Origin of the sequence: Streptomyces sp. UG1 (genome assembly GCF_049974585.1) — a bacterium.
GTDB lineage: Bacteria > Actinomycetota > Actinomycetes > Streptomycetales > Streptomycetaceae > Streptomyces.
The window spans coordinates 159861-182776 of sequence record NZ_JBNGGG010000004.1; the positions used below are offsets into that span (position 1 = coordinate 159861).

The 22916-nt window shown below is 69.6% G+C and carries 29 protein-coding genes and 1 pseudogene; 27 read left to right on the top strand and 3 right to left on the bottom strand.

From position 1 onward, the window contains the following. Positions 1-6: 6 nt before the first annotated feature. The gene (locus ACP4J3_RS06100) at positions 7-864 is read right to left on the bottom strand and encodes an SAM-dependent methyltransferase (protein WP_426531178.1); all 858 of its coding nucleotides are present in this window, start codon (positions 862-864) and stop codon (positions 7-9) included. Between the two features lie 525 nt (positions 865-1389). Here ACP4J3_RS06100 and ACP4J3_RS06105 point away from each other — a divergent pair. The 15 genes and pseudogenes from ACP4J3_RS06105 (at position 1390) to ACP4J3_RS06175 (ending at position 11997) form a co-directional block, all read left to right on the top strand. Continuing rightward, on the top strand, positions 1390-1986 hold the full coding sequence (locus tag ACP4J3_RS06105; protein ID WP_426531180.1) for a hypothetical protein: 597 nt from the start codon (positions 1390-1392) through the stop codon (positions 1984-1986). Positions 1987-2382: 396 nt separating this feature from the next. Then, positions 2383-2802 (top strand): 30S ribosomal protein S16, encoded by a 420-nt coding sequence (gene rpsP / locus ACP4J3_RS06110; RefSeq protein WP_362987666.1) that lies wholly within the window; start codon positions 2383-2385, stop codon positions 2800-2802. Positions 2803-2804: 2 nt separating this feature from the next. After that, complete coding sequence (locus ACP4J3_RS06115; protein WP_014176063.1) at positions 2805-3044, top strand: RNA-binding protein; 240 nt, start codon at positions 2805-2807, stop codon at positions 3042-3044. Positions 3045-3127: 83 nt separating this feature from the next. Further along, entirely contained in the window at positions 3128-3670 is a 543-nt protein-coding gene (rimM, locus tag ACP4J3_RS06120; RefSeq protein ID WP_426531182.1) for a ribosome maturation factor RimM, read from the top strand. Further along, positions 3670-4503, top strand: coding sequence for a tRNA (guanosine(37)-N1)-methyltransferase TrmD (trmD, locus tag ACP4J3_RS06125; RefSeq protein ID WP_426531184.1), 834 nt, complete (start codon positions 3670-3672; stop codon positions 4501-4503). Before rimM ends, trmD begins: the two co-directional genes overlap by 1 nt. Before the next feature lie 134 nt (positions 4504-4637). Continuing rightward, on the top strand, positions 4638-4988 hold the full coding sequence (gene rplS / locus ACP4J3_RS06130; protein ID WP_031485105.1) for a 50S ribosomal protein L19: 351 nt from the start codon (positions 4638-4640) through the stop codon (positions 4986-4988). 60 nt (positions 4989-5048) lie between these two features. Beyond that, positions 5049-5765 carry a signal peptidase I gene (gene lepB, locus ACP4J3_RS06135; protein ID WP_426531186.1) on the top strand — a complete coding sequence of 239 codons (717 nt, stop codon included), beginning with the start codon at positions 5049-5051 and terminating at the stop codon, positions 5763-5765. Beyond that, positions 5758-6849, top strand: a complete 1092-nt coding sequence (lepB, locus tag ACP4J3_RS06140) for a signal peptidase I (protein ID WP_426531188.1) — start codon at positions 5758-5760, stop codon at positions 6847-6849. The genes lepB (ACP4J3_RS06135) and lepB (ACP4J3_RS06140) overlap by 8 nt, the downstream gene beginning before the upstream one ends. Continuing rightward, positions 6737-7729: a signal peptidase I gene (gene lepB, locus ACP4J3_RS06145; RefSeq protein ID WP_426531190.1), complete on the top strand. Its 993-nt coding sequence runs from the start codon at positions 6737-6739 to the stop codon at positions 7727-7729. Before lepB (ACP4J3_RS06140) ends, lepB (ACP4J3_RS06145) begins: the two co-directional genes overlap by 113 nt. A 257-nt stretch (positions 7730-7986) precedes the next feature. Then, entirely contained in the window at positions 7987-8763 is a 777-nt protein-coding gene (gene lepB / locus ACP4J3_RS06150) for a signal peptidase I (RefSeq protein WP_426531192.1), read from the top strand. Beyond that, positions 8753-9265, top strand: a complete 513-nt coding sequence (locus ACP4J3_RS06155; protein ID WP_426531194.1) for an NUDIX hydrolase — start codon at positions 8753-8755, stop codon at positions 9263-9265. Before lepB (ACP4J3_RS06150) ends, ACP4J3_RS06155 begins: the two co-directional genes overlap by 11 nt. Before the next feature lie 56 nt (positions 9266-9321). Continuing rightward, complete coding sequence (locus tag ACP4J3_RS06160; protein ID WP_194040121.1) at positions 9322-9630, top strand: DUF2469 domain-containing protein; 309 nt, start codon at positions 9322-9324, stop codon at positions 9628-9630. 88 nt (positions 9631-9718) lie between these two features. Continuing rightward, a complete protein-coding gene (locus ACP4J3_RS06165; protein WP_426531197.1) occupies positions 9719-10081 on the top strand; it encodes a YraN family protein in 363 nt (120 codons plus the stop codon). Position 10082: 1 nt separating this feature from the next. Beyond that, positions 10083-10391 (top strand): annotated as a pseudogene (locus tag ACP4J3_RS06170) (magnesium chelatase domain-containing protein); the annotation flags it as partial. Between the two features lie 13 nt (positions 10392-10404). Next, positions 10405-11997, top strand: a complete 1593-nt coding sequence (locus ACP4J3_RS06175) for a recombinase family protein (protein WP_426531487.1) — start codon at positions 10405-10407, stop codon at positions 11995-11997. A gap of 7 nt (positions 11998-12004) precedes the next feature. On the opposite strand, the gene ACP4J3_RS06180 is transcribed toward ACP4J3_RS06175, so the two are convergent. Further along, the gene (locus ACP4J3_RS06180) at positions 12005-13087 is read right to left on the bottom strand and encodes a tyrosine-type recombinase/integrase (RefSeq protein ID WP_426531199.1); all 1083 of its coding nucleotides are present in this window, start codon (positions 13085-13087) and stop codon (positions 12005-12007) included. A 97-nt stretch (positions 13088-13184) separates the two neighbouring features. Here ACP4J3_RS06180 and ACP4J3_RS06185 point away from each other — a divergent pair, with 97 nt between their 5' ends. Beyond that, positions 13185-13490: a helix-turn-helix domain-containing protein gene (locus tag ACP4J3_RS06185; protein WP_426531201.1), complete on the top strand. Its 306-nt coding sequence runs from the start codon at positions 13185-13187 to the stop codon at positions 13488-13490. 56 nt (positions 13491-13546) lie between these two features. Here the strand turns inward: ACP4J3_RS06185 and ACP4J3_RS06190 are convergent, their stop codons facing one another. After that, entirely contained in the window at positions 13547-14131 is a 585-nt protein-coding gene (locus tag ACP4J3_RS06190) for a helix-turn-helix domain-containing protein (RefSeq protein ID WP_426531203.1), read from the bottom strand. Positions 14132-14316: 185 nt separating this feature from the next. Between ACP4J3_RS06190 and ACP4J3_RS06195 the strand changes: the two genes are divergently transcribed. The 11 genes from ACP4J3_RS06195 to ACP4J3_RS06245 all read left to right on the top strand — a co-directional run bounded on the left by ACP4J3_RS06195 (position 14317) and on the right by ACP4J3_RS06245 (position 22811). Then, positions 14317-14541 carry a helix-turn-helix transcriptional regulator gene (locus ACP4J3_RS06195; protein ID WP_426531205.1) on the top strand — a complete coding sequence of 75 codons (225 nt, stop codon included), beginning with the start codon at positions 14317-14319 and terminating at the stop codon, positions 14539-14541. Beyond that, positions 14541-14717, top strand: coding sequence for a hypothetical protein (locus ACP4J3_RS06200; RefSeq protein WP_426531207.1), 177 nt, complete (start codon positions 14541-14543; stop codon positions 14715-14717). Before ACP4J3_RS06195 ends, ACP4J3_RS06200 begins: the two co-directional genes overlap by 1 nt. Before the next feature lie 128 nt (positions 14718-14845). Then, positions 14846-15151, top strand: coding sequence for a hypothetical protein (locus tag ACP4J3_RS06205; protein WP_426531209.1), 306 nt, complete (start codon positions 14846-14848; stop codon positions 15149-15151). Between the two features lie 256 nt (positions 15152-15407). Beyond that, on the top strand, positions 15408-17885 hold the full coding sequence (locus tag ACP4J3_RS06210; protein WP_426531211.1) for a DUF927 domain-containing protein: 2478 nt from the start codon (positions 15408-15410) through the stop codon (positions 17883-17885). 314 nt (positions 17886-18199) lie between these two features. Further along, a complete protein-coding gene (locus ACP4J3_RS06215; protein WP_426531213.1) occupies positions 18200-19804 on the top strand; it encodes a DEAD/DEAH box helicase in 1605 nt (534 codons plus the stop codon). Further along, positions 19801-19968, top strand: a complete 168-nt coding sequence (locus ACP4J3_RS06220) for a hypothetical protein (RefSeq protein ID WP_426531215.1) — start codon at positions 19801-19803, stop codon at positions 19966-19968. The genes ACP4J3_RS06215 and ACP4J3_RS06220 overlap by 4 nt, the downstream gene beginning before the upstream one ends. A 47-nt stretch (positions 19969-20015) precedes the next feature. Next, positions 20016-20408: a hypothetical protein gene (locus tag ACP4J3_RS06225; protein ID WP_426531217.1), complete on the top strand. Its 393-nt coding sequence runs from the start codon at positions 20016-20018 to the stop codon at positions 20406-20408. A gap of 84 nt (positions 20409-20492) precedes the next feature. Further along, positions 20493-20831, top strand: coding sequence for a hypothetical protein (locus tag ACP4J3_RS06230; protein WP_426531219.1), 339 nt, complete (start codon positions 20493-20495; stop codon positions 20829-20831). A gap of 55 nt (positions 20832-20886) precedes the next feature. After that, complete coding sequence (locus ACP4J3_RS06235) at positions 20887-21126, top strand: hypothetical protein (RefSeq protein ID WP_426531221.1); 240 nt, start codon at positions 20887-20889, stop codon at positions 21124-21126. A gap of 660 nt (positions 21127-21786) precedes the next feature. Continuing rightward, on the top strand, positions 21787-22005 hold the full coding sequence (locus ACP4J3_RS06240; protein ID WP_426531489.1) for a WhiB family transcriptional regulator: 219 nt from the start codon (positions 21787-21789) through the stop codon (positions 22003-22005). A gap of 104 nt (positions 22006-22109) precedes the next feature. Further along, positions 22110-22811 carry a hypothetical protein gene (locus ACP4J3_RS06245; RefSeq protein WP_426531222.1) on the top strand — a complete coding sequence of 234 codons (702 nt, stop codon included), beginning with the start codon at positions 22110-22112 and terminating at the stop codon, positions 22809-22811. Positions 22812-22916: the final 105 nt, after the last annotated feature.

Below are 22916 nucleotides of genomic sequence, written 5' to 3' on the forward strand. Positions count from 1 at the left end.
CCGGGCTCAGGGCACGCGGGCGATCAGGTACCGGAAGACGTTCGGCATCCACACCGTGCCGTCCTGCCGCAGATGCGGATGCAGCGCCTCCGTCAGTTCCTTGTCCACCTGGACCTGATCGGTCGCGGAGATCGCCGCGTCGAACAGCCCCGTCGACAGCAGCCCCCGTACGGCACTGTCGACGTCCGCGTACCCGAAGGGACAGGCCACCCGCCCGGAACCGTCCGGCCTCAGCCCCGCGCGCTGGGCGACCTCCTCCAGGTCGTCGCGCCGTGCGGGGCGCCAGCTTCCGGTGCTGCGCAGGGGGTCGGCCAGCTTCGTGGCGACGCGCAGCACGGACGACGTGGCGCAGCGCTCCGGCGGTCCCCAGCCCGCGAGCACCACGGGCGCCCCGCGCTCGGCGAGCGGCGTCGCGTCGGCGAGCGTCTCGCCGAGCCCTTCCGAGTCGCCCGCGAGGCAGCCGATGGGCTCGAACGCGGTCACCAGGGTGCACGCGGGCTCCTGGGCGTCGGCCGCGTCCCGGGGCGAGCCGTCGACGAGCCGGGTGTCGGCACGCGCGCGCGTGTCCCACCCCTCGGGCAGCAGCCGCTGCCGGGCCAGGGCCAGCCGTTCGGGGGAGGAGGACTCGACACCGGTGACCGCCGCGCCTCTGGAAGCCGCCATCACCAGGGCGAGTCCGCTGCCGCAGCCGAGGCCCAGCATCCGGGTGCCCGGGCCCACCTCCAGTCGCTCGTAGACGGTCTCGTAGAGCGGGACCAGCATCCGCTCCTGGATCTCGGACCAGTCACGCGCGCGTGCACACAGGTCCACGGGGGGCGTCGTGCCCGCGTGAGGTCGGTGCTGCCGCACGAGCGTAGGTGTCATGTAAAGCGCCCCAATCCGCCGAGAGTTGCTGCCGCTGTGCCCGATTCCGTCGCGCCCCGTGACGATGCGCTCACGCTTCCCCCCGTATGCCAGGAAACTCCGCGCCCGACGCCGCGTCCAGGGGTCGCGGGGCCCGGCTTGTGGGTTGTCCGCCTCCGTGGCCAGAATTCACATTCCGGCAACCTTCGGTCGCCCGAGGAGGGGTTGGTGCCGGGCGCGTGCGGCGAACCGGGTAACGTCGCCGTCATGTCGCGCGCTTACTGAGATGACACCGGCGCGGAACGAGGGCGGCCGAAACGCCCCTTGCGCATCCGCGAACCACAGGGGTTTTGGTGTCTGGACGCCGGCTACGCGCCGGGGCGTACGTGGGACTACGCACCAGCTTGTTACGAGGTGTGAGGCTTCTCCGCAGATCAGCGCACCCGCCCTCGTCGTGGCGCATCATTCACAACTGACGGGTACGTGCAAATTATTTGGGATGCCCTGGAATCGGAACACAGCGGCACTCCGGCTCGTTGTCATTACGTGAGCACGACACAGACACCACCTGTTCTCGCCGCAGAACTGGCACAGGCGTGGGCCGACATTCAGCGGTACCACCCCGAGCTGCCGGATCTCGCCGCGCCAGAGTCCCTGATCGGGGAGTCGTCGTCCGCGTGCGGTCACGAGCTCTCCTTCGAGCGACTGCTTCACGAGGCAGTCCATGGCGTCGCCGCCGCGCGCGGCGTCCGCGACACCTCCCGCGCCGGCCGCTACCACAACCGCAGATTCCTCGCCATCGCCGAGGAGCTGGGCCTGGACCACCCCGAGGAACCGCACCCGAGCAGCGGTTTCTCCCTGGTCACGCTCAACCCCGAGGCCAAGCGGCGCTACCGCCCGACCATCGAACGCCTCCAGCGCGCCCTGAAGGCCCACACCGCGGCCACCTCCGCAGACACCAGTCGGACCTTCCGGGGCCCGGCGGCGCGGCACGGCTCCTCCGGGGGCGGCGTCCGCGTCAAGGCGGTCTGCGACTGCGGCCGCAACGTCCGGGTCGTCCCGTCGGTCCTGGCCCAGGCCCCGATCGTGTGCGGCGGCTGCGGAAAGCCGTTCCGGATCCCGGAGGTGGTCGGCGCGGCGTAACGGCTCCGCGTGGGACACCGGCATCTCGTGGCTGCCGGTTCAGCACGTGGCGTCGGGCCGGGGTGCCGTTGCGCGGTCGTACCGGCGTAGCTGCGGGCAGTCGTGCCGCTGGGCGGCACGGGTGGGCGCAGCGGCATCCCGTCAGCGCCGGGCTGCGCGATCCACCCCGACGGCACCCGAAACGCCGGGTGCCCCTCAGGAGTGCCCGGACACTCTCACCGTCCCCTCGGCGCAAGGCGACCCGCAGGGTATGGCACAATGGCTAGCTGTACTCGACAGCCGCACAGGACCCCTCTCTCCTCCGGCTGACGCGTCCATCGGGCACCTCGGGTACCGCAACCCCACGCGGCAGTTCCGCCGTGCCCAACCACGTCAAATCCAGGAGAACCCACTCCCGTGGCAGTCAAGATCAAGCTGAAGCGTCTGGGCAAGATCCGTTCGCCTCACTACCGCATCGTCGTCGCCGACTCCCGCACTCGCCGTGACGGCCGTGCGATCGAGGAGATCGGCAAGTACCACCCGACCTACCACCCGTCGGTCATCGAGGTGGACGCCGAGCGTGTGGCGTACTGGCTGGGTGTCGGCGCGCAGCCGACCGAGCCCGTCCTCGCCATTCTGAAGAAGACCGGTGACTGGCAGAAGTTCAAGGGCGAGCCCGCCCCGGCTCCGCTGCTGGTCGCCGAGCCGAAGAAGGCGCGCCCGTCGTTCGAGGCCCTCGGTGGCGACGACGAGGGCAAGGGTGAGGCGATCACCCAGAAGAAGAAGGCGGAGAAGAAGGACGAGGCCGCCGCCGAGTCCGCGTCGGCCGAGGCCTGAGCATGCTCGAGGAGGCTCTCGAGCACCTCGTGAAGGGCATCGTCGACAACCCTGACGATGTGCAGGTCGCATCCCGCAACCTGCGCCGCGGGCGCGTGCTGGAGGTCCGGGTCCACCCCGACGACCTCGGCAAGGTGATCGGTCGCAACGGCCGCACCGCGCGCGCTCTGCGCACCGTCGTGGGCGCCATCGGTGGCCGTGGTGTCCGTGTCGACCTCGTCGACGTGGACCAGGTCCGCTGACGCCGAACACAGCACCGGCTCGGGCCGGGGAGGGCCACTGGGCCGTCCCCGGCCCGTAGTCGTCCGACAGGAGAGCAAGCACAGTGCAGCTGGTAGTCGCACGGATCGGCCGTGCCCATGGCATCAAGGGCGAGGTCACCGTGGAGGTTCGTACGGACGAGCCGGAACTCAGGCTCGCCCCCGGCGCCGTACTCGCCACCGATCCCGCGTCCGCGGGACCGCTCACCATCGAGGCCGGCCGTGTCCACAGCGGCCGTCTCCTGCTGCGCTTCGAGGGCGTGCGCGACCGCAACGGCGCCGAGGCGCTGCGCAACACCCTCCTGATCGCCGAGATCGACCCGGACGAGCTGCCCGAGGACGAGGACGAGTACTACGACCACCAGCTCATCGACCTCGACGTGGTCACCGCCGAGGGCGCGGGGATCGGCCGTATCACCGAGATCTCGCACCTGCCCTCGCAGGACCTCTTCATCGTCGAGCGGCCCGACGGGAGCGAGGTGATGATCCCCTTCGTCGAGGAGATCGTCGCCGAGATCGACCTGGAGGAGCAGCGGGCGGTCGTCACCCCGCCGCCCGGCCTGATCGACGACCGGGCCGAGATCGACTCGTCCCGGGAAGAGTCGTAATGCGCCTCGACGTCGTCACGATCTTCCCCGAGTACCTGGAGCCCCTGAACGTCTCCCTGGTCGGCAAGGCACGCGCGCGTGGACAGCTCGACGTCCAGGTGCACGACCTGCGCACCTGGACGTACGACCGCCACCACACGGTCGACGACACCCCGTACGGCGGCGGCCCGGGCATGGTCATGAAGACCGACCCCTGGGGCGACGCCCTGGACTGTGTGCTGGCCGACGGCTACGAGTGCGGCTCCGGCGCGCCCAGCCTGATCGTCCCCACCCCCAGCGGCCGCCCCTTCACCCAGGAACTCGCCGTCGAGCTCTCCGAGCGGCCCTGGCTGATCTTCACGCCGGCCCGCTACGAGGGCATCGATCGCCGCGTCATCGACGAGTACGCCACCCGTATGCCCGTCCACGAGGTGTCCATCGGCGACTATGTCCTCGCCGGCGGCGAGGCGGCCGTACTGGTCATCACGGAGGCCGTGGCACGCCTGCTGCCCGGCGTCCTGGGCAACGCCGAGTCCCACCGCGACGACTCCTTCGCGCCCGGCGCCATGGCGAGCCTCCTGGAGGGCCCCGTCTACACCAAGCCGCCCGAGTGGCGCGGCCGGGGCATCCCCGACGTGCTGCTCAGCGGCCACCACGGCAAGATTGCCCGCTGGCGGCGCGACGAGGCCCTGAGGCGTACGACGGCCAACCGGCCCGACCTCATCGAGCGCTGCGATCCCAAGGCCTTCGACAAGAAGGACCGCGAGATGCTCTCCATCCTGGGCTGGATGCCCGACCCGGAAGGGGAGCGGTTCGGCCGATTTTGGCGCAGGACCGAGGGCGTGGAAGAATAGACCGCTGTTGTGCGTCGTCCGGCGTGCGCCCCTGCCACAGGGGGACACGACGCCCGCCCCGACACGGACAGCATCCTCACGAAACACCTAGCTCCCGCCTATGACCTGTGGCATGGGCGAAGAAAGCAGACGAAATGTCTCACCTGCTCGACTCCGTCGACGCCGCGTCGCTGCGCAGCGACGTCCCGGCCTTCCGCCCGGGCGACACCGTCAACGTCCACGTCCGCGTCATCGAGGGCAACCGCTCCCGTGTGCAGCAGTTCAAGGGCGTTGTGATCCGCCGCCAGGGCGCCGGCGTGCGCGAGACCTTCACGGTCCGCAAGGTCTCCTTCTCCGTCGGCGTCGAGCGCACCTTCCCGGTGCACACCCCGATCGTCGAGAAGATCGAGCTCGTCACCAAGGGTGACGTCCGCCGCGCCAAGCTGTACTACCTGCGCGACCTGCGCGGCAAGGCGGCGAAGATCAAGGAGAAGCGCGAGAACTGAGCGCTTCAAGGGGTTCGCCCCAGCGGGGTCCGCAGCGGGGCCGGATAACATCTGGCCTCGATGGACACCGAAGCACAGCCGACGGAGCGCGACCGCTCCTCCCGCCCTTCCGACTCCGAGGAGAACTCGGACCCGGAGGGCCAGGAGGGGCGGTCGCGCTTCGCGTTGATGGCGCGGATCACCGCATGGCTGCCCGGCGGGCGGATCAGCCTGACCCTGCTGGTCCTGTTGGGTTTTCTGCTGCTGCTCAACACGTTCGTGGTGCGGCCGTTCGAGATCCCGAGCGGATCCATGGAGTCCGGATTGAGGATCGGGGACCGCGTTCTCGTAAATAAGTTGGCGTACCGTTTCGGTGCCGATCCGCGGCGCGGGGATGTTGTCGTGTTCGACGGAACCGGGTATTTCGGGGATGCCGACTACATCAAACGCGTTGTGGGTGTGGGGGGAGACCGCGTGGTCTGCTGTGACAAGGAGGGGAGGATCCAGGTGAACGGCCGGCCGGTCGACGAGTCGACGTTTGTGTACCCCGGCGACAGCCCGTCCACGGTGCCGTTCGACGTCGTCGTGCCCGACGGCGCCCTGTTCGTCCTCGGCGACCACCGCAGCGCCTCCAGCGACTCCCGCGACCATCTGGGCTCGCCCGGCGGTGGCATGATCCCAGTCGACGACGTCGTCGGCCGCGCCGACTGGATCGTATGGCCGACCGCGCACTGGAGCCGTCTGCACCGTCCCGACGCCTACGCGCGCGTGCCTCACGCGGAGGGCGCGCATGGGTAACCGTGGCAAGCCCCGCGGCGTGCCCAGCAGCCCCGCCGACAATCTGCTGCCCACCGGTGCGCGGCGCGCCGCCAGCCCCGCCGGGGGGCGTACGCGCGCGGAGCGGCGCAAGCTGCAGCGCAAGGTCAAACGGCGCCGCAGGCGTTCCGCGATCAAGGAGATACCCCTCCTCGTCGGCGTCGCGGTCCTCATAGCGCTCGTCCTGAAGACGTTCCTCGTGCAGGCCTTCGTGATCCCGTCCGGCTCCATGGAGCAGACGATCCAGATCGGCGACCGCGTCCTGGTCGACAAGCTCACCCCCTGGTTCGGCTCCAAGCCGCAGCGCGGTGACGTCGTCGTCTTCAAGGACCCCGGCGGCTGGCTCCAGGACGAGCAGACGACGGTGAAGAAGGAGGACCCCGTCGTCATCAAGCAGGTCAAGGAGGCGCTCGCCTTCATCGGTCTGCTGCCGTCCGACGACGAGAAGGACCTCATCAAGCGGGTCGTCGGAGTCGGCGGCGACCGCGTCAAGTGCTGTGACACGCAGGGGCGGGTCACCGTCAACGGGATTCCCCTGAACGAGGACTATCTGTATCCCGGCAACGCCCCCTCCGAGGCGAAGTTCGACCTCACCGTCCCGCAGGGCCGGCTGTGGGTGATGGGTGACCACCGGGCCAACTCCGCGGACTCCCGCGCCCACCAGGACCAGGACTACGGCGGCACGGTCTCCGAGGAGGAGGTCGTCGGACGGGCGATGTGGATCGCCTGGCCGCTCGGCCACATGACCACTCTGGAGGAGCCGAACACCTACGCCTCCGTGTCGGGCGGGGGGACGGGGTCGACCGCGGCTCCCGAACTGTCGCATAGGGTTGTCTCCAACGATTCGAACGGAATGATCCAGCTCCCGACCCCTGCGGAACTCCCGCTCGTTATGGGAGTGGTGGGCCTGCGTCGCCTATGGGGCAGGCAGCGGCACAGAGTAAGGAGTTGGCGTGGGGGATGTGGCGGTTGGCGCACGGTCCGGGCACGACGGCGAGGAGCACCGCGGACACCCCGTGGAAGCAGCCGACCCGGCCGCGGACGGCGCCGTGACCTCCGGGAATGAGCCCGGAGCGGCCGGTGGCGGCGAAGGGTCGGGCGGGCAGCCGCCGGCCGACGGCGAGGGGTCCGGGGCGGCCCCCACACCGAAGAAGCAACGCTCCTTCTGGAAGGAGCTGCCCATCCTGATCGGCATCGCGCTCGTCCTCGCGCTGTTGATCAAGACGTTCCTCGTACAGGCGTTCTCGATCCCCTCCGACTCGATGCAGAACACCCTCCAGCAGGGTGACCGCGTCCTGGTCGACAAGCTCACCCCGTGGTTCGGCTCCGAGCCCGAGCGCGGCGAGGTCGTCGTCTTCCACGACCCCGACAACTGGCTGGCGGGCGAGCCCACCCCGGACCCCAACGCCCTGCAGACCTTCCTGAGCTGGATCGGCCTGATGCCGTCCGCGGAGGAGAAGGACCTGATCAAGCGGGTCATCGGCGTCGGCGGTGACACGATCGAGTGCAAGAAGACCGGCCCGCTGACGGTCAACGGCAAGGCGCTGAACGAGCCGTACGTCTACCCCGGCAACACGCCGTGCAGCGTGGACGACCAGGGCGGCCAGTTCAAGGTGAAGGTCCCCGAGGGCTTCATCTGGGTCATGGGCGACCACCGGCAGAACTCCCGGGACTCGCGCTACAACCAGGCCGACGAGAACCACGGCATGGTCCCCGTCGACCAGGTCGTCGGCCGCGCCATCGTCATCGCCTGGCCGGTCAACCGCTGGGACGCGCTGGAGGTTCCGGACACCTTCGACCAGAACCTGAACGCCCGGTCCGCCGCTGTGACGGTGGCTCCGCAGGGGCTCGCCCTGGCGGGCGCGGTGCCGCTGGTGCTGTGGCGTCGGCGGCGGATCCAGGCGGCGGAGACCCGGCGGCCGATCCAGGTGACGGAGCCCCGCTGACCGTCCGGCCCGTCCGACCAGGGCCGTCCGACCAGGGCTGTCGGGCTCGTCCGGCCGGTCAGGCCCGTCCGACCATGGCCGTCAGGCTCGTCCGGCCCCAGGCCCGTCAGGACCCAGGCCCCTCAGGCCCGCCCGCCCGGGGGTACGGGGTTTGCCTCCCGGCGCGTGAATGTCGGCGAAAGCTTTGCCGAGCCCCGGACCTCGGGTCCTCAGGAGGGGCTGCCCGGTGTCGGTACCGCCGGGTAGGGTGCGGATCCATGGGTGGCGAGAGCACGATACGTACGGCGCCGCGTGACGGTGGCGCGAGCAGGGGCCCGGCGGGCAGCCGGACCGGACAGCGGTTGTCCGGACTGGCCGTGGCGCTGGGCCTGGTGCTGTTCCTGGGCGGGTTCGCCTGGGGAGCGGTGGTCTACCGGCCGTACACCGTGCCCACCCCCTCGATGGCGCCGACGATCGGCGCCGGTGACCGGGTGCTGGCCGAGCGTGTCGACGGCGGCGAGGTCCGCCGCGGTGACGTCGTCGTCTTCACCGACAAGACCTGGGTGAGCAACGCCCCCGTCGTCAAGCGCGTGGTCGCTGTCGGGGGCGACACGGTGGCCTGCTGCACGGACGGCAGGCTGACCGTCAACGGCAAGCAGATCGACGAGCCGTACCTGGCCAAGGACAACCCGGCCGAGTTCCAGAACTTCCCGACCGTGACGGTCCCCAAGGGCCGGCTCTTCCTGCTCGGCGACGAGCGCACCGGCTCCCTGGACTCCACGGCCCACCTCACGGACGCCGCCCAGGGCACCGTGGCGCGCAGTGCCGTGTCGGCCCGGGTGGACGCCGTCGTCTGGCCCATGGACGGCATGCTGGAGCGCCCCACGGGCTTCGAGCAGCTCGGGGCGCTGTCGGCGCCGGGCCCGCTGCGGACGGTCGTCGCGCTGATCGTCGTGGGCGCCGTGCTGGTCCTGGGCGGCGGGGCGTACGGCCCGGTCGCCAAGCGGCTCGGCGGCCGCTCGCGCGCGAGGACGGAGCCCGCGGGTGCCCGCTGAGGCGACGGAGCGGCACGAGGGCGGACTGCGCAAGGTCGCCCGGGTCGTGCTGCTCGACCCGCAGGACCGCATCCTGCTCCTGTACGGCCATGAACCCGAGGACCCGGCCGACAACTGGTGGTTCACGCCCGGCGGGGGCCTCGAGGGCGACGAGACGCGCGAGGAGGCCGCGCTGCGGGAACTCGCCGAGGAGACCGGCATCACGGAGGTCGAACTCGGTCCCGTGCTGTGGCGGCGGATGTGTTCCTTCCCGTTCGCCGGACGCCGCTGGGACCAGGACGAGTGGTACTACCTGGCCCGTACGACGCAGACGGCCACCAGGGCCGTGGGCCTGACCGAGCTGGAGCGGCGCAGCGTCGCCGGTGCGCGCTGGTGGACGTGTCAGGAACTCGCCCGGGCACATGAGACGGTGTATCCGACCAGACTCGCCGAGCTGCTGCGCAGGCTGCTCGACGAAGGTCCCCCCGCCGGGCCCGTGATCCTTGACGCCGAAATTGTCTAGGTGCTGACGGGACTGACGCACAATGGTGGGATCGCACGGCTGAAGGGGAACATGCCATGAGCGCCGAGGACCTCGAGAAGTACGAGACCGAGATGGAGCTCAAGCTCTATCGGGAGTACCGCGATGTCGTCGGTCTGTTCAAGTACGTGATCGAGACCGAGCGGCGCTTCTACCTGACCAATGACTACGAGATGCAGGTGCACTCGGTCCAGGGTGAGGTGTTCTTCGAGGTGTCCATGGCGGATGCGTGGGTGTGGGACATGTATCGGCCGGCTCGCTTCGTGAAGCAGGTCCGGGTGTTGACGTTCAAGGACGTGAACATTGAGGAGCTGAACAAGAACGATCTGGAGCTGCCGAGCGGGTGACGGAGTTTTCCACAACCGGTGAGTAGCCCACCAAGATCAACTCGGTGAGCCGGTTTGCGTGATCGTTGGCGCCGGAGGTGGTGCCGACATGAACGCACGGAGTGCACTCGGCAAGTACGGCGAGACCCTGGCCGCGCGGCGGCTGGTCGAGGCCGGGATGACGGTCCTGGAGCGCAACTGGCGCTGCGGCAGGAGCGGTGAGATCGACATCGTGGCGCGGGACGGCGATGTCCTGGTCGTCTGCGAGGTCAAGACACGCAGGAAGGGTGCCTTCGAGCACCCGATGGCCGCGGTGACCCCCGAGAAGGCGGTCCGCCTGCGGGGCCTGGCGGAAAGCTGGCTCCACACCCACGGAGGCGCCCCACCGGGAGGCGTCCGCATCGACCTGATCGGCGTCCTCCTGCCGGAACGCGGCGCACCCGTGGTCGAGCACGCGCGGGGGGTGGCCTGAGATGGGGTTCGCCCGCACGTGCTCGGTGGCACTGGTCGGCGTCGAGGGCGTCGTGGTGGAGGTCCAGGCGGATCTGGAGCCTGGGGTTGCGGCGTTCACTTTGGTGGGGTTGCCGGACAAGAGCCTGTCCGAGAGCAGGGAACGGGTTCGCGCCGCGGTGGTGAACTCGGGGGCCGAGTGGCCGCAGAAGAAGCTGACGGTGGGGCTCAGCCCGGCCTCGGTGCCCAAGGCGGGCAGCGGCTTCGACCTGTCAAGGGTGGCGCAAGGACGCTTTTACGTTCTACTCTCGGGCCATGACCGACTCCATCCGCCACGGCCGCCGCATGGTCGTCTACTGCCGAATCTCCGACGATCGCGAAGGGCGCCAGAACGGTGTCGACCGGCAAGAACGCCAGTGCCGCGCCCTCGCCGACAAGAATGGCGACGAGGTCGTAGCCGTCTTCACCGACGACGACAGAAGCGCCTACAGCGGCAAGCCGCGCCCGGACTACGTGAAGATGCTCGCGTTCCTCCGCGCCGGCCACGCAGACGGCGCGTACGCACTCGCCCCCACCCGCTTCTATCGGCGCCTCGACGACGGCCTTGAGTTCTTCAAACTCATCACCGAGAAGAACCTCGAAGTCGAGACCCTGAAGCAGGGCCGCTACGACCTCTCCACCGCAGACGGGCGCCGGGACGCCCTGCGGGCCGCCGTAGATGCCCAGCACGAGGCCGAGCAGATCAGCGAGCGAGTCCGGGACGCGAAGGCCGACACCCTCGCCCGGGGCGAGTACCGAGGAGGCCCTCGCCCGTTCGGTTACGAGGCCGACGGCACGACTCCCCGTTCGCTGAAGTGCCCGCAGTGCCCTGCCGTGGACGGGTTCGTCATCAAGCGGGAGGACGACGAGGAGACGGGCAGCTTCAGCATCACGCCCGTCTGTGGGGAGTGCGGGGCAGACGCCGAGATTGCAGAAGGCTCCGAAGCCTGGCACGTCGGCAAGGCCACGGACGCCATCATCGCCGGGGACAGCCTGCGCTCCGTATGCCGTGATCTGTCGGCCAGCGGCATTCGTACCGTGGCGCGCCGGTACAAGCAGCCCGACGGGAGCCGCGGCGAGCCGGAATCCCGCGAGTGGCAGCCGCCCGAGGTGCGCAAGATGCTGCTCCGGCCCCGTAACGCCGGGCTGATCGACCACCGGGGCGAGATTGTCGGCACGGCCGCGTGGCCGGCCCTGGTGACCGAGGAGCGGTGGCGGGCGTGCAAGGCCGTCCTGGAACGGCCGGAGCGTCGTACGACCACCGGTAACGGGCGAGTGTGGCTCGGCTCCGGCCTGTACCGGTGCGGCGTCCCGGGCTGCACGGAAACGATGCGCTGCTCGACGTCGGGCAAGGGAACCGGGGGCACGCACCTACCGGCGTACCGGTGCCGCACCGGCAAGCACATCACCCGCGTGGCCGGCCCCCTCGATGAGCACATCACGAACCTCGTTCTCGTGCGGCTCTCCCGCCCGGACGCCCGTGCCGTCCTGCTCCCGCCGCCTCGGGCGGCCGAGAAGCGCGAGGATCTCGCGGCAACAGCGAACGCCCTGCGCGGGAAGCTGGAAGCCCTGGCGGCCGACTACGCCGACGACCTGATCACCAGACAGCAGATGCTCGACGGCACTGCGCTGACGCGTAAGCGGCTGGAGACGGTCGAGGCGCGGATGGAGGCGCAGGCGCAGCAGTCGGTGCTGGCCAGTCTGCCGCTCGGTACGGCGAAGGTGGTTGAGGAGTGGCCTGACTATCACCTCGACAAGAAGCGGGCGATCGTGGATTCGTTGATGACGGTCACGCTCTTGCCCGCCCGGCGCGGGCGCCCGGCCGGGTTTCAGCCGGGCGTCAGCAAGTCGTACTTCAATCCGGACGCGGTGCGCATCGACTGGAAGCAGGGCGGGTGATACCGGCTCATCCGTCGGCGGTCTCCCGGCCCTCGAGGCGTTCCGCCATGGCGGCGGCCACCTTGTAGGCCGGGTGGCCATCGAGGCGCCCGCGACGCCGGTTGTACCGCTGCGTCGTACGTGGGTCGCGGTGGCCGGCAGCGTCCTGCACCTCGTGCAGAGGAACGCCCGCCTCGAGCGAGTCGGTGATGAACCCGTGGCGCAGGGCGTGGGGCTTGATGCTGTCGGCCTGCGGCAGCTCGGCGCGGCGGGCGAGCACCCGCAGGTGCGTCCACACCTCCGGCTCGGACCAGCGGCGTCCCGAGTTGGTGGTGAACAGCGGTCCGTCCGTACGACCGTCGAGGTACGTCAGCAGCGCATCAAGGGCGAGCGGCGGCACGGGCACCGCCTGGACGCGGCCGCCCTTCCGGCGCAGCGGCAGCGTGCGGTGCCCGCGGTCGTAGCCGAGCTGGTCGGCGTCGAGGGACAGCACCTCGTCGACACGAGGGCCGAGCAGGTAGAGAAGCGCCACCAGGGCGTACGAGCGGGGGTTGTGGGCACGAGCCGTCTCCAGTAGCCGCGCGGTCTCGTCGGGGGTCAGGCCCTCGGTGCTGGAGTGGTCGGGGTCGATGTCCGGGCGTGCGACGGCCGCGAACGGGTCGGAGGGGACGGCGCCGAGCCGGGCCGCGTAGGTGTAGAACGACCCGGCCGCAGAGAGGGCTTGAGCGCGGCCGGACGGGGACAGCGGCCTGCCGGTTGGGGCCGTTTCTCCTCGGCGGCCGCCCTTGACCCGTACGAGGGTGGGCGCGGTCTCAAGGTGTCGGGAGTACGCGTCGGCGAGCGGCAGTTTGGCCTGAAGCGGGTGGACGCCGGCGCCGCGGGCGTATGCCTCCCACAGGCGGAAGCGACGGACGTACGCCTTGCGGGTGTTGGCGGACCGCTGCCGTGCGACCCACCCGCCCGCCAGGTCGGGAAGCGGGTCATCGTCGCCGTAGATGGCGGCGAGTTCGGCGCGGAGGGCGCGGGCCTCGTCGGGCCAGTCGTCGCGCGGGTCGTGACGGACCGTCGAGACTTTGGTCCCAGTGGCGGTTCGAGGTGCGGGCAGGTTCACGGCTCAACTCCCCCGTAGTTATTGGATAACCGAGATTATCCAATATAGAGCGGGTGGCCCTAGGTCCATGGCAGTTTTCGGTGGGGGAGTTGCGGGCGTGCGTATCGTCGACTGTATGCAGGCGACAGTAAGGGAGCGTCGTACGCCCCCGGTTGGGCTCGGCGAGGCGCTGCGCCAGGCGCGCGAGGATGCCGGGCTGTCTCAGGGTGCGGTGGCGGCAGCGGTCGGCGTCCGGCCGGACTACGTGTCGAAGCTGGAGCGCGGGGAGCGTTGTCCGTCGGTGCGGGTCGCGGAGTCGCTCGCCGCGGTGCTGGAGTTGAGCGCGGCCGGGGCGGCGCTGCTGTCGGCTGCGGCCGTCGACGACGCCGGCCGCTCACACCCATGGCGGACGCCTCGGGTCTGAGTTGCCAGCGTCTTCGGCTCGGTCGCCGTCGGGGCGCGGCAGTCCTGGGGGCTCTGCTATTCCTCTGCCTTGGTCTGCTTCATGGTCCATTCGGTGCGCTCAACGAGTCGGCCATCGGTGTCATACACGGAGATGCCGGTGCGGTCGAGCTCCACACGCCCCTTGCCCTCGAACTTCGCTAGCTTCGCGACGGACGAGGTCAGCATCTCGTTGTACTGGTTGTCCAGCGGGCTTCGGGCCCACGCGGGCGTTGAGTCGACGCGGAAGCGCAGCAGCTCGCCGTACCGGTCTCCTTCATCCCAGACGGTCATGGGCTTCTGACCGTTGGCCCACTCCCAGGCTCTCCGCGCCTCGACGGCGCCGGCACCCGTGACTTCGACAGGTGTGTTTGAGGTCTCCGTCCATGGCAGGAGCAGGGATTCCGGAGATACGCGGAGGGCCTGGGCAAGTGCCATGAGGTCGTCGACGTCGACTCGGCGCACCTGCTTTGGCTCTTCCGCGCCTGCGGCCGGGGTCCGGCCGTTCTCAATCTTGTTCAGGGCGTCCGCGCTCAGCGGGTGCCCGACCTTCTTCAGTTCGCCTGACAGCGCGCGCAGGCTCATGCCTCGCGCGGTGCGCAGCCGCCTGACGTTGTCGGCCACAGTGCGTGCCGTAGCACCCATTCATTCCACCCTGCCCTGTCTTGAGAGCCCCGCAATCGTCGAGATTTTCCAGATGTTGCCTGGATAGTTGCGACGGGGCCTATCGGTCGGCTAGCGTCTGCACTATCCCGGAAGTTACCGCGATATCGCAAGTCTTGCATGGAAAATCAGGACAAGGAGCGGCTGTGTCCAGGACTAGGACCGCGGACTGCACGGCCCAGCAACAGGACGAGTGGCTCACTCCCCGCGAGGTAGCCCAGATGACCAAACTCAGTGAGCAGACGCTCGCGAACCACCGGTCCCAGAAGATCGGCATCCCGTACACCAAGCTCAGCGAAGGGCGAGCGGGACGCGTGCGATACCGGCTCTCGGATGTGCACAGCTACCTGTCGGGTCAGGCGGCCGCCTGATGGACGCCGAGCAGCTCGCTGCCGAGTGCGAGGCCCGAGGCGACATGGCCGGGGCCCGCTACTGGCGGCACGTTCAGGCCGTGGTTGACGAGGCGCCGCCGCTCTCGCCCGAGCAGATCGCCCGTCTTCGCGTCCTCGTCTGGAGCGACGCCGAGCCGCACACCGAGGCGGCATGAGAACGGCCCCCAGCAGGCGCGCCAACGCCTGTGAGCCGGGGGCCGGAAGCCCACACATCCAACCGTGAATGCCGAACGGCGGCGCGGGCCTGCAACCCGTATGCGCCGCCGTTCTGAAAGGAGCTTCGGTGCTCAGTATGCCGCAGCCAGGCGCGGATGCGCCTGAGCCCACCGCGATGGAGATCGCGCTTCACGACCAGGCCACCGCTCACGTACGCGACCTCAACGCACGCGGAATCCCCGTCATCTTCGCCGACCTCCCCCGAGGCGCAACCTGCATCTCCTGCCCGAACCCCGCGGTGTCCGTGCTGCGGATCCACCCCGCCCAGCCGGGCGACAACGACGTACCCGCCTGCGGAAGCCACTACGAGAGCGCCATGGACGGCATGGTCGCGGTCGTAGCTCACCGCGTAGCTGCGGAAGACGGCGCATGACCAGCCGCGCCGGCCGCGACAGCCCCCGCCACTCACGGCGGGGGCACGTCGCGCTCCCTTCTTGCTTCCCCCACAGATCGCCCCGCGACCGCGCCACCACGGCCGCCTTCCCCGCGAGGACTTCAGCGTGACTCCGCACAACTCCGTCATCAGCGCGCTGCGAAGCCACGGAAGCCGCGGAAGCGGCGCATCTTGGCAGTGCCCTGCGCACGAGGACCGTCAAGCATCCCTGTCGGTCAACAAGGGCAACGACGGCATGCCCCTGATCAACTGCCAGGCTGGCTGCCACACCGATGACGTACTCGCCGCCCTCAACACCTCATGGAAAGAGCTGTACGCCATGCAGGAGGGCGGCAAGCGCAAGACGGAATGGATCGCCTCCTACGAATACACCGACGAGCGCGGCGCCGTGGTGTTCGTCAAGGAACGCGGGCTTCCCAAAACCTTCCGCATCTACAAGCCACTCACTGGCGGGCGGAAGCAGTGGAAGGAAGTGTTCACCGGCCCCAACCCGGCCCGCCGTGTCCTGTACCGGCTGCCACGCATCCTCAGTGCCATCGAGGAAATCCAGACGATCTACGTCTGCGAGGGAGAGAAGGACGTCCACGCGGCCGAGCGCGCTGGCGTTGTGGCCACCTGCAACTACGACGGCGCGGCCAAGGAGGGCCAACGTCCCAAGTGGCGCCCGGAGTACGGCGACACCCTGAAGGGCGCGCACGTCGTCATCGTGGCGGACAACGACGAGGCCGGTTACGCGCATGCCCGTGCCGCACTGGCCGACCTCACCGGCAAGGCCGCATCGGTTCGAGTCGTCCGCGGCCTGGTCGACCGCGAGCACGCGGACTTGTCCGATCACCTGGAGGCGGGTCACAGCATCGACGCGCTGGTGGACGTCGACCTCACCGAGGCTCCCCGCGAGGCTCCGGAACGGCACCTCCGGGCGGTGCCGAAGGCAGGCTCGGACGTGCCGCCCACGGACGGGGCAAATGCCCTCGCGGACGACGACGCTCCGGCCGAGGAGTCGCGTGCCCCAGAAGTCGGCTTCGACTTCACGACGTTCGGGCTTCCCGCGTCCATCGCTACGCCGAAGGGCTACCGCGTCAACGCTGGCGGGGTCGCCATGAAGCGGGTGATCGGCAAGGACAACGAGGTCTGGGTGAAGTTCACCTTCGCGCCCCTGGTCGTCGCCTCAACCTTCGAGGACCCAGAGGGCGACCAGTTCGTCAAGCTGTCCTGGTTCGACCACAGCAGGGGCACCCGCCGCATCGTCTCCCGAGTGATCTCCCGCGAGATCTCCAAGCGCGGCCGTGAACTCGTCAAGCAGCTCGGAGGCGCGGGCCTGCCCGCCGTCGAGGGCGACGCCCGACTTCTAGAGCGGTGGCTGGCAGAGTTCGAGGCTGCCAACGTCGGCCGCATCCCCAGCAAGCAGCTCGCGCGCTGGCTCGGCTGGCAGCCCGACGGATCATTCGTCTCCTCGCCCGACGAGGGCGTCACGGTCGACGTGACGTACGAGGAGATGCGCGGGCCGGCGAAAGCGCACGGCAAGCGCGGAACCCTCGATGGCTGGCAGGAAGCCGTGAAGGTGCTGAAAGGCCACCTCGTGCCTCGCGTCGCAGTGGCGGCCGCGTTCGCCGCTCCGCTCCTTGAACCGCTCGGCGCGGACTCCTTCACCCTGGACTTCTCCTCGCGCAGCACGGGCGGCAAGACCACGTCCTTGCAGTGCGCCCTCAGCGTGTGGGCCAACCCGAGCGTCCAGTCCGACGCCATGTCTAACTGGCGCACCACCCTGTACGCCATCGAGAAGCGCCTCAACCTCGTGCGCGGTCTGCCCACGGTGTTCGACGAGACGATGGCCGTCACCGACGAGGGCCTCATCGACGAGGTGCTCTATCAGGTCCCCATGAACCACGGCAAAGCCCGATCCGGCGGCGCCTACGGCAGCATGCTGCCCTGGCAGACAATCCTGCTGTCGTCCGGTGAGCGGTCTATCCAGTCGTTCACCACAAGCCAGGGTGCCGCGCCCCGAGTCCTCGGAACCACGGTGCCGCCCTTCGGGCGGAACGGCGGCGAGGACGCGGTCAAGGTCCGTGACGGGGTGCTCGCCAACTTCGGCCACGCAGGCCCGGCGTTCGTGGCGTACCTGCTGGAGCGGCTCAACCAGCCCGGCGGCGTCGAGCGGCTGCGGGACTGGCACAAGCAGTTGCAGACGGCGTTCCGCGGGGGCAACGACATGACGGCCCGGCGGGCGCCGATGGTTGCGGCGCTGGCGCTCGGGGAGCGGCTGGCCCACCGGGCGGGCCTGCTGCCGTACGAGCCGCTGTCAGACGACCAGTGGAACAGGCTGTTCACATCCTTCAGCGCCACGGACAACCGGCCAGAGATGGCCATGGACGTGGTCCGCGAGTACCTCGCGGCACATCAGTGGGAGCTGCACGGCGCAACGTACGACGGCGACCGGCCACCGTTCCGCGGATGGCTCGGGGCCGCGAAACACGTGGGCGGCGAGATGAAGGTGGCCGTCCTGCCGCAGCGACTGAAGGGGATTCTCGCTGAGGCCGGTTACTCGCTGGACGCCGTGCTCGGCGGGTGGATCGAGGCGGGCTACCTCGAACTCCGTGAGAAGCAGCGGCCGCAGCATCTGATCCCCACCCGCGTGGATGGCCGCGTAACGAAGTGCTTCGTGTTCACCAAGGCGGCGCTGGCCGACGAGGACACCGTCCAGGGGGCGCTGTGAGCCCGTGTAACGCATTCGTGAGTTACGTCCTTTCCGCAGGTCAAAGCCGGATTCGGGGGCGTAACGCATTCTCCAGAAACACACACCCCAAAAGTCACTCACGCATGCGTGTGCGCACGTGCGAGCGCGCATGTGGGTGTCTCCCCTGAGTTACTGAGTTACATACCTAGATCTTTAAAAGAAAAGTGCAGGTCAGAGGGCATTTTCGGGCGTAACGCAAAGCGTAACGCAGATGTACCGCAGACCCCCGACGGCGTTACGCCCGCCCACTGCACGGCTCGACCGGCACGAGATACGAACCGAGGTGAACCCCCATGTCCGAGACGCTCCCCCTACGCCCCTACCAACGACAGGCGATCGACGCCGTCTACCGCGCCATCAACAACGGGTGCACCCGCCCGGCCGTCCTGCTCCCCACCGGCGCCGGCAAAACCGTCGTCTTCTCCCACCTCGCCACCGAGCAGCACGGCCGCGGCATAAAGACCCTGATCATCGCTCACCGCGACGAGCTCATCCAGCAGGCAGCCGCCAAGATCCGAGCCGTCTCCCCCGGCCTCAACGTCGGCATCGTCAAGGCCGAACACGACCAGCACGACGGCAGGGACGTCGTCGTCGCCTCCGTGCAGACCCTCGCCCGCCCGCACCGCCGGGAAGCCGTGAAGGGCGTCGGCCTGGTCGTTGTCGACGAGGCGCACCACGCCCCGGCCAACACCTACATGGAGGTGCTGGACCACTTCGGCTGCCTCGCCACCGAACAGCCCACCCCCTGCGTCGGGTTCACCGCCACCATGAAGCGCGAGGACGGCGGACTCGCCGAGACCTGGCAGGACATCGTCTACAAGCGCGACATCCTCGAAATGATCGCCGACCGCTACTTGGTCAACGTCCGAGGTAAGGCCGTCCGCGTCGCCGGGCTCAACCTCGACGCCGTCAAGACGCGAGCCGGCGACCTTCAGGACGGCCAGCTCGCGCAGGCCCTCGACGAGTCCAACGCGGCCGCGGTTGTCGCGGACGCCTACCTGGAGTTCGCCGCCGACCGGCCCGGCGTTGTCTTCACCCCGACCGTTGACACGGCCAAGACCATGGCCGAGGTGATGACCGCCCGCGGCATCCGTACCGCCGCGGTGTGGGGCGACATGCCCAGGGAGGAACGGGCCGCCACCCTCAAGGCGTACGCGGACGGCGACATCCAGGTACTGACGAACGCGATGCTCCTCACGGAGGGGTGGGATGCGCCGTGGGCCTCCTGCGCCGTCATCGCCCGCCCCACGAAGTCCGCCAGCCTGTACGTGCAGATGGTGGGTCGTGTCCTGCGCCCGTGGCAGGGCAAGCGTGACGCCCTGGTCCTCGACGTCATGGGCGCTGCGACCCGGCACAAGCTCGCCACCCTCGCCGATCTGACCGAGCGCGAGCTGACCGTGAAGGACGGGGAGTCGTTGGCGGCGGCCGCTCTCGACGACGATCCCGACGCTCTTCCGGGCCTGCGCGCTGTCGCGGTCGACTGGCAGGACATCAACCTCTTCGACGAGTCCCCGATCCGGTGGCTGCGCACCGACGGCGGCACGTGGTTCATTCCCGCCGGAGACCTCCTGTACTTCCTTCTGCCGGGCGATGAGCCGGGCTCGTACCGGATCCGCCGATGGTCGCCCGCGGAGGGCGTACGGCCGCCTTCTCCGGATCCGGAGTACCCGCTGGAGTTCGCGATGCAGTGGGCGGAGCGCTACGCGCAGCGTGCGGCCTGGAAGTTGGCGCAGCGGGGCGCGGGCTGGAGGCAGAGGCCTCCGTCGTCGAAGCAGCTCGGGTGGTGCCGGTGGAAGCGTATCCCGGTGCCTCCGGGTGCTACGGCGGGGGAGGTGTCCGACCTGCGGGCCGTGTACGAGGCGTCGGCGCGGCTCGACGGATGGGAGCGCGCCGCGTGATCCGCACCCTTCACCGTGTCCGCGGTGCCTCGGCGCTCGGTGCTCGACAGCCGGGCGAGCCCGGCCCGTTCGGCGTCCGGCCCGACCCCGACGAGGACGACCCCGACGACGGCCACGACGACAAGGAACCCTCCTCGAGCTCTGGAGCAGGGTCCGACCACTGACTTCCGGCCGTCGACCGGCGGCCGGCCAACCGAGAAGGAGCAACACCATGACCGACAACGTTCGCCCCGAGGTCGTGACGTTCGTCCACGCGCTACTGCCCGACCTCATCCACGACGCGACCACCTCCCCCGTCAACTGGGTCCACAAAGACGGGCGACCCATGACCGACCACGAGCGGGAGACCTTCGGGAGCTGCACCGCCCCTGAACTCCAGGCCGTCAAGCGCCTCGCGGAAGCGCACATGGACCTGATCGGCGAGGAAGTCACCGGCTTGGAGCGCGTCGCCGCTCTCTGCGCCCCCTACTTCGCGCTACTGCCAGAAGGCTCCGTCATGGGGCAGGTGCTCGCGCTCATGCCCGAGGAGAGGCGTAACGAGGTGGCCGAACTCATGGACCGGCTCACCCTCAAGGACCAGCTCGACGGGCCGCCCGCGGCCTGACCCGCACGACATCGGCGGCCGCGCCTATCCGAGTTGGGCGCGGCCACCACAACCAGGATCACACCACACCGAAGGAGCAGCACCGTGAACGCCGAAGTGATCAGCCTCAAGGACGGCACCCCGACACCCAGCGGCATCACATGCAGCAACTGCGCCCGCAACCTCGAACCCGACTGGATCCTCTGGACCGGCACCCGCCACCTCTGCGGCCAGTGCATCGAGAGCAACGCCTACGACCGCGGATACCGCGAGGCACTCCGCCGTCTCGGCGCCAACGACGCGGACGTCATCAACGCCCACCTGCCGCTCAGCGCCAAGGTCCTCGGCGACATCGAGGCCCACCTGACCCGGGAGCGCCCGACCTGTCCGCTGCACGACGACTCCAGCCTCGACATGGCTGGCGGCTGCACCTGCGACGCCTGACCCGCACGCGAACGGCCGGCCAGGCCACCCCGACAGCATCTTAGAAGGGACCGACATGACCACCCAGACATACGCGTTCACCGTCGGACAGACCGTCCGATGGAACGCCCGACTCCGAGCCGACTGGATCGGCCCTGCCCCCGTCGGACGCATCACCGACCAGTGGCCTACCGAGGCGTACTGCGGCACGTGCGACACCGACGGCCGCGCCTGTCGCGGGCCTTGGTACGGCGTCGAGTTCCCGGGCGGCCCGGGTGCTGGCGCGTACGGCGAGCACGAGCTCGAAGCGGCGTAACCGTCGTGGGCCTGGTCGTTGCGGCGGCCGGGCCCGCAGTTGATCACTACCGCGCGCGAGGGGGATTGGGTCCGTGGTCGTAAGGCAGAGGTCGTGTGGCGGATGCCTGGCACATGCGAGGTGATGTTGCGAGTGCGCCTCGCATTTGCAAGGTAGGTGGGGTTGGTGTGGGGCGGTTTGGTGGCGATGTTGGAGGGAGTGGTTCGGGTGAATGGCTGGGAGTTCGGTGCGGTGGTCGTCGTGTGTGTGACGGCGGTGGTGGTCACGCTGTTGTGGGCGGTCGTGCGGGCTGGGCAGAGGGTTGGCCCGGCGACGGGACCTGGTCCGGTGACGCGTGAGGGGGTGCGTCGGCGGGTTGGGGAGGCGGCGGAGCGTGCGCGGCGTGAGGGGCGGGGTGCGTGGTGACGCGGTGGCAGCGGGCGGCCCGGGTGGTTGGTGCCGCGTGGGGTGATGCGTTGGACGCGGTCGGTCTGGGGTTGTTGGCGACGGCGGCTTTCACCTGGTCTGTGACTGCGGGGTTCGCGGTGGCCGGGGTGGGGGTGTTGGTGTGGAACTGGCAGATGCATCAGGGGCGTGAGTGAGCGGGCACAACTTTGCGGGTGCGCGGCCGGTGGTGTCGCTCGGGGGGTTCCGGGGTTCGTGGTGGAGCCGGGGCCGCTGGTGCTGTGTCGTGCGGCCCCTGACGCGTACTTCGAGGATGGGTTGCGGCCGGGGGCGGCGCGGGCGTTGTGTGCGGGCTGTGGCCATGTGGAGGCCTGCTTGGCGTTCGCGTTGGAGCATCCGGTGTTGGGGGTGTGGGGCGGGACGACGTGGCGGGAGCGGGAGGCGGCTCGTCGTCGGGCGGCTGTGGAGCGGGCGCCGCCGGTGAGAGCGGCGTAACGAGGAAGGGTGCGCACTGGTGCGCACCCCTGGTGGCGAGTAGCAGGTCCGGGCGGACGTGTGTCCACCTGGTTACCGGATGAGTCGATCAAGGAGTAACGGACATGGTGACGATCACCGAACAGCAGGTGCGGCAGGCCGAGGTGAACGCGGTCGAGCAGGAGCGTGTGCGGGATGAGGCGGCGAGGGCGCTGGAGGCGAATCCGTATTCCGAGGTCGCGGCGGCGACCCACACGGAGGAGTCGCGGTTGGCGGCGCAGTTGCGGGCGAATGCCCGGGAGTTGCGGGCGGCGTTTGAGGAGCAGGTGGTGGAGGAGCGGCGGCGGGCGTCGCGGCCGGAGTTGGAGCGGGCTGCTGAGGCGGACATCCGGGTGGCTGCTGCGGCGATGGAGGAGCAGCAGCGTGTGCTTGTTGAGGCTGTTGCGGGGGCGCAGGAGGCTCTCGTGGCTGTGCTGGAGGCGGGGAGGACGTACAGCGCGCTGGTCGAGGGGCATGCGAAGGTGCTGGAGGCGGCCGGTTTGGATGTGCGTGGGGGCGAGTCGGGTGGCGATTGCAGCACGTTGAACCGGTATCGGGTGAAGGTGCGGGGGCGGGTTTTCGAGCAGGTGGATCCGGGGGCGCTGGCGGCGTGGGTGCTGCATCGGATGGTTGCGGCGCGGCTGGGGCAGAGCCATTTCGTGGTGGCGGCGCTGGAGTGGGTGTCGCGGTCGGCTGAGCAGGATGCGGCGGGCGTGTTGGCGGGGGTGCCGGAGCCGAAGCGGGCGGCGCCTTCGAAGCGTTTGCCGCTTCGTGTTGGTGGTCGCTGAGCGGCTTGTCGGGGGTGTGGCGCCCGGTTCTTCCTGCGGGAGGGGCTGGGCGCCGCTGTTTTTGTTGAATGCCTCCAATCGTTGCGACTGTTTTTGCATGAAGAG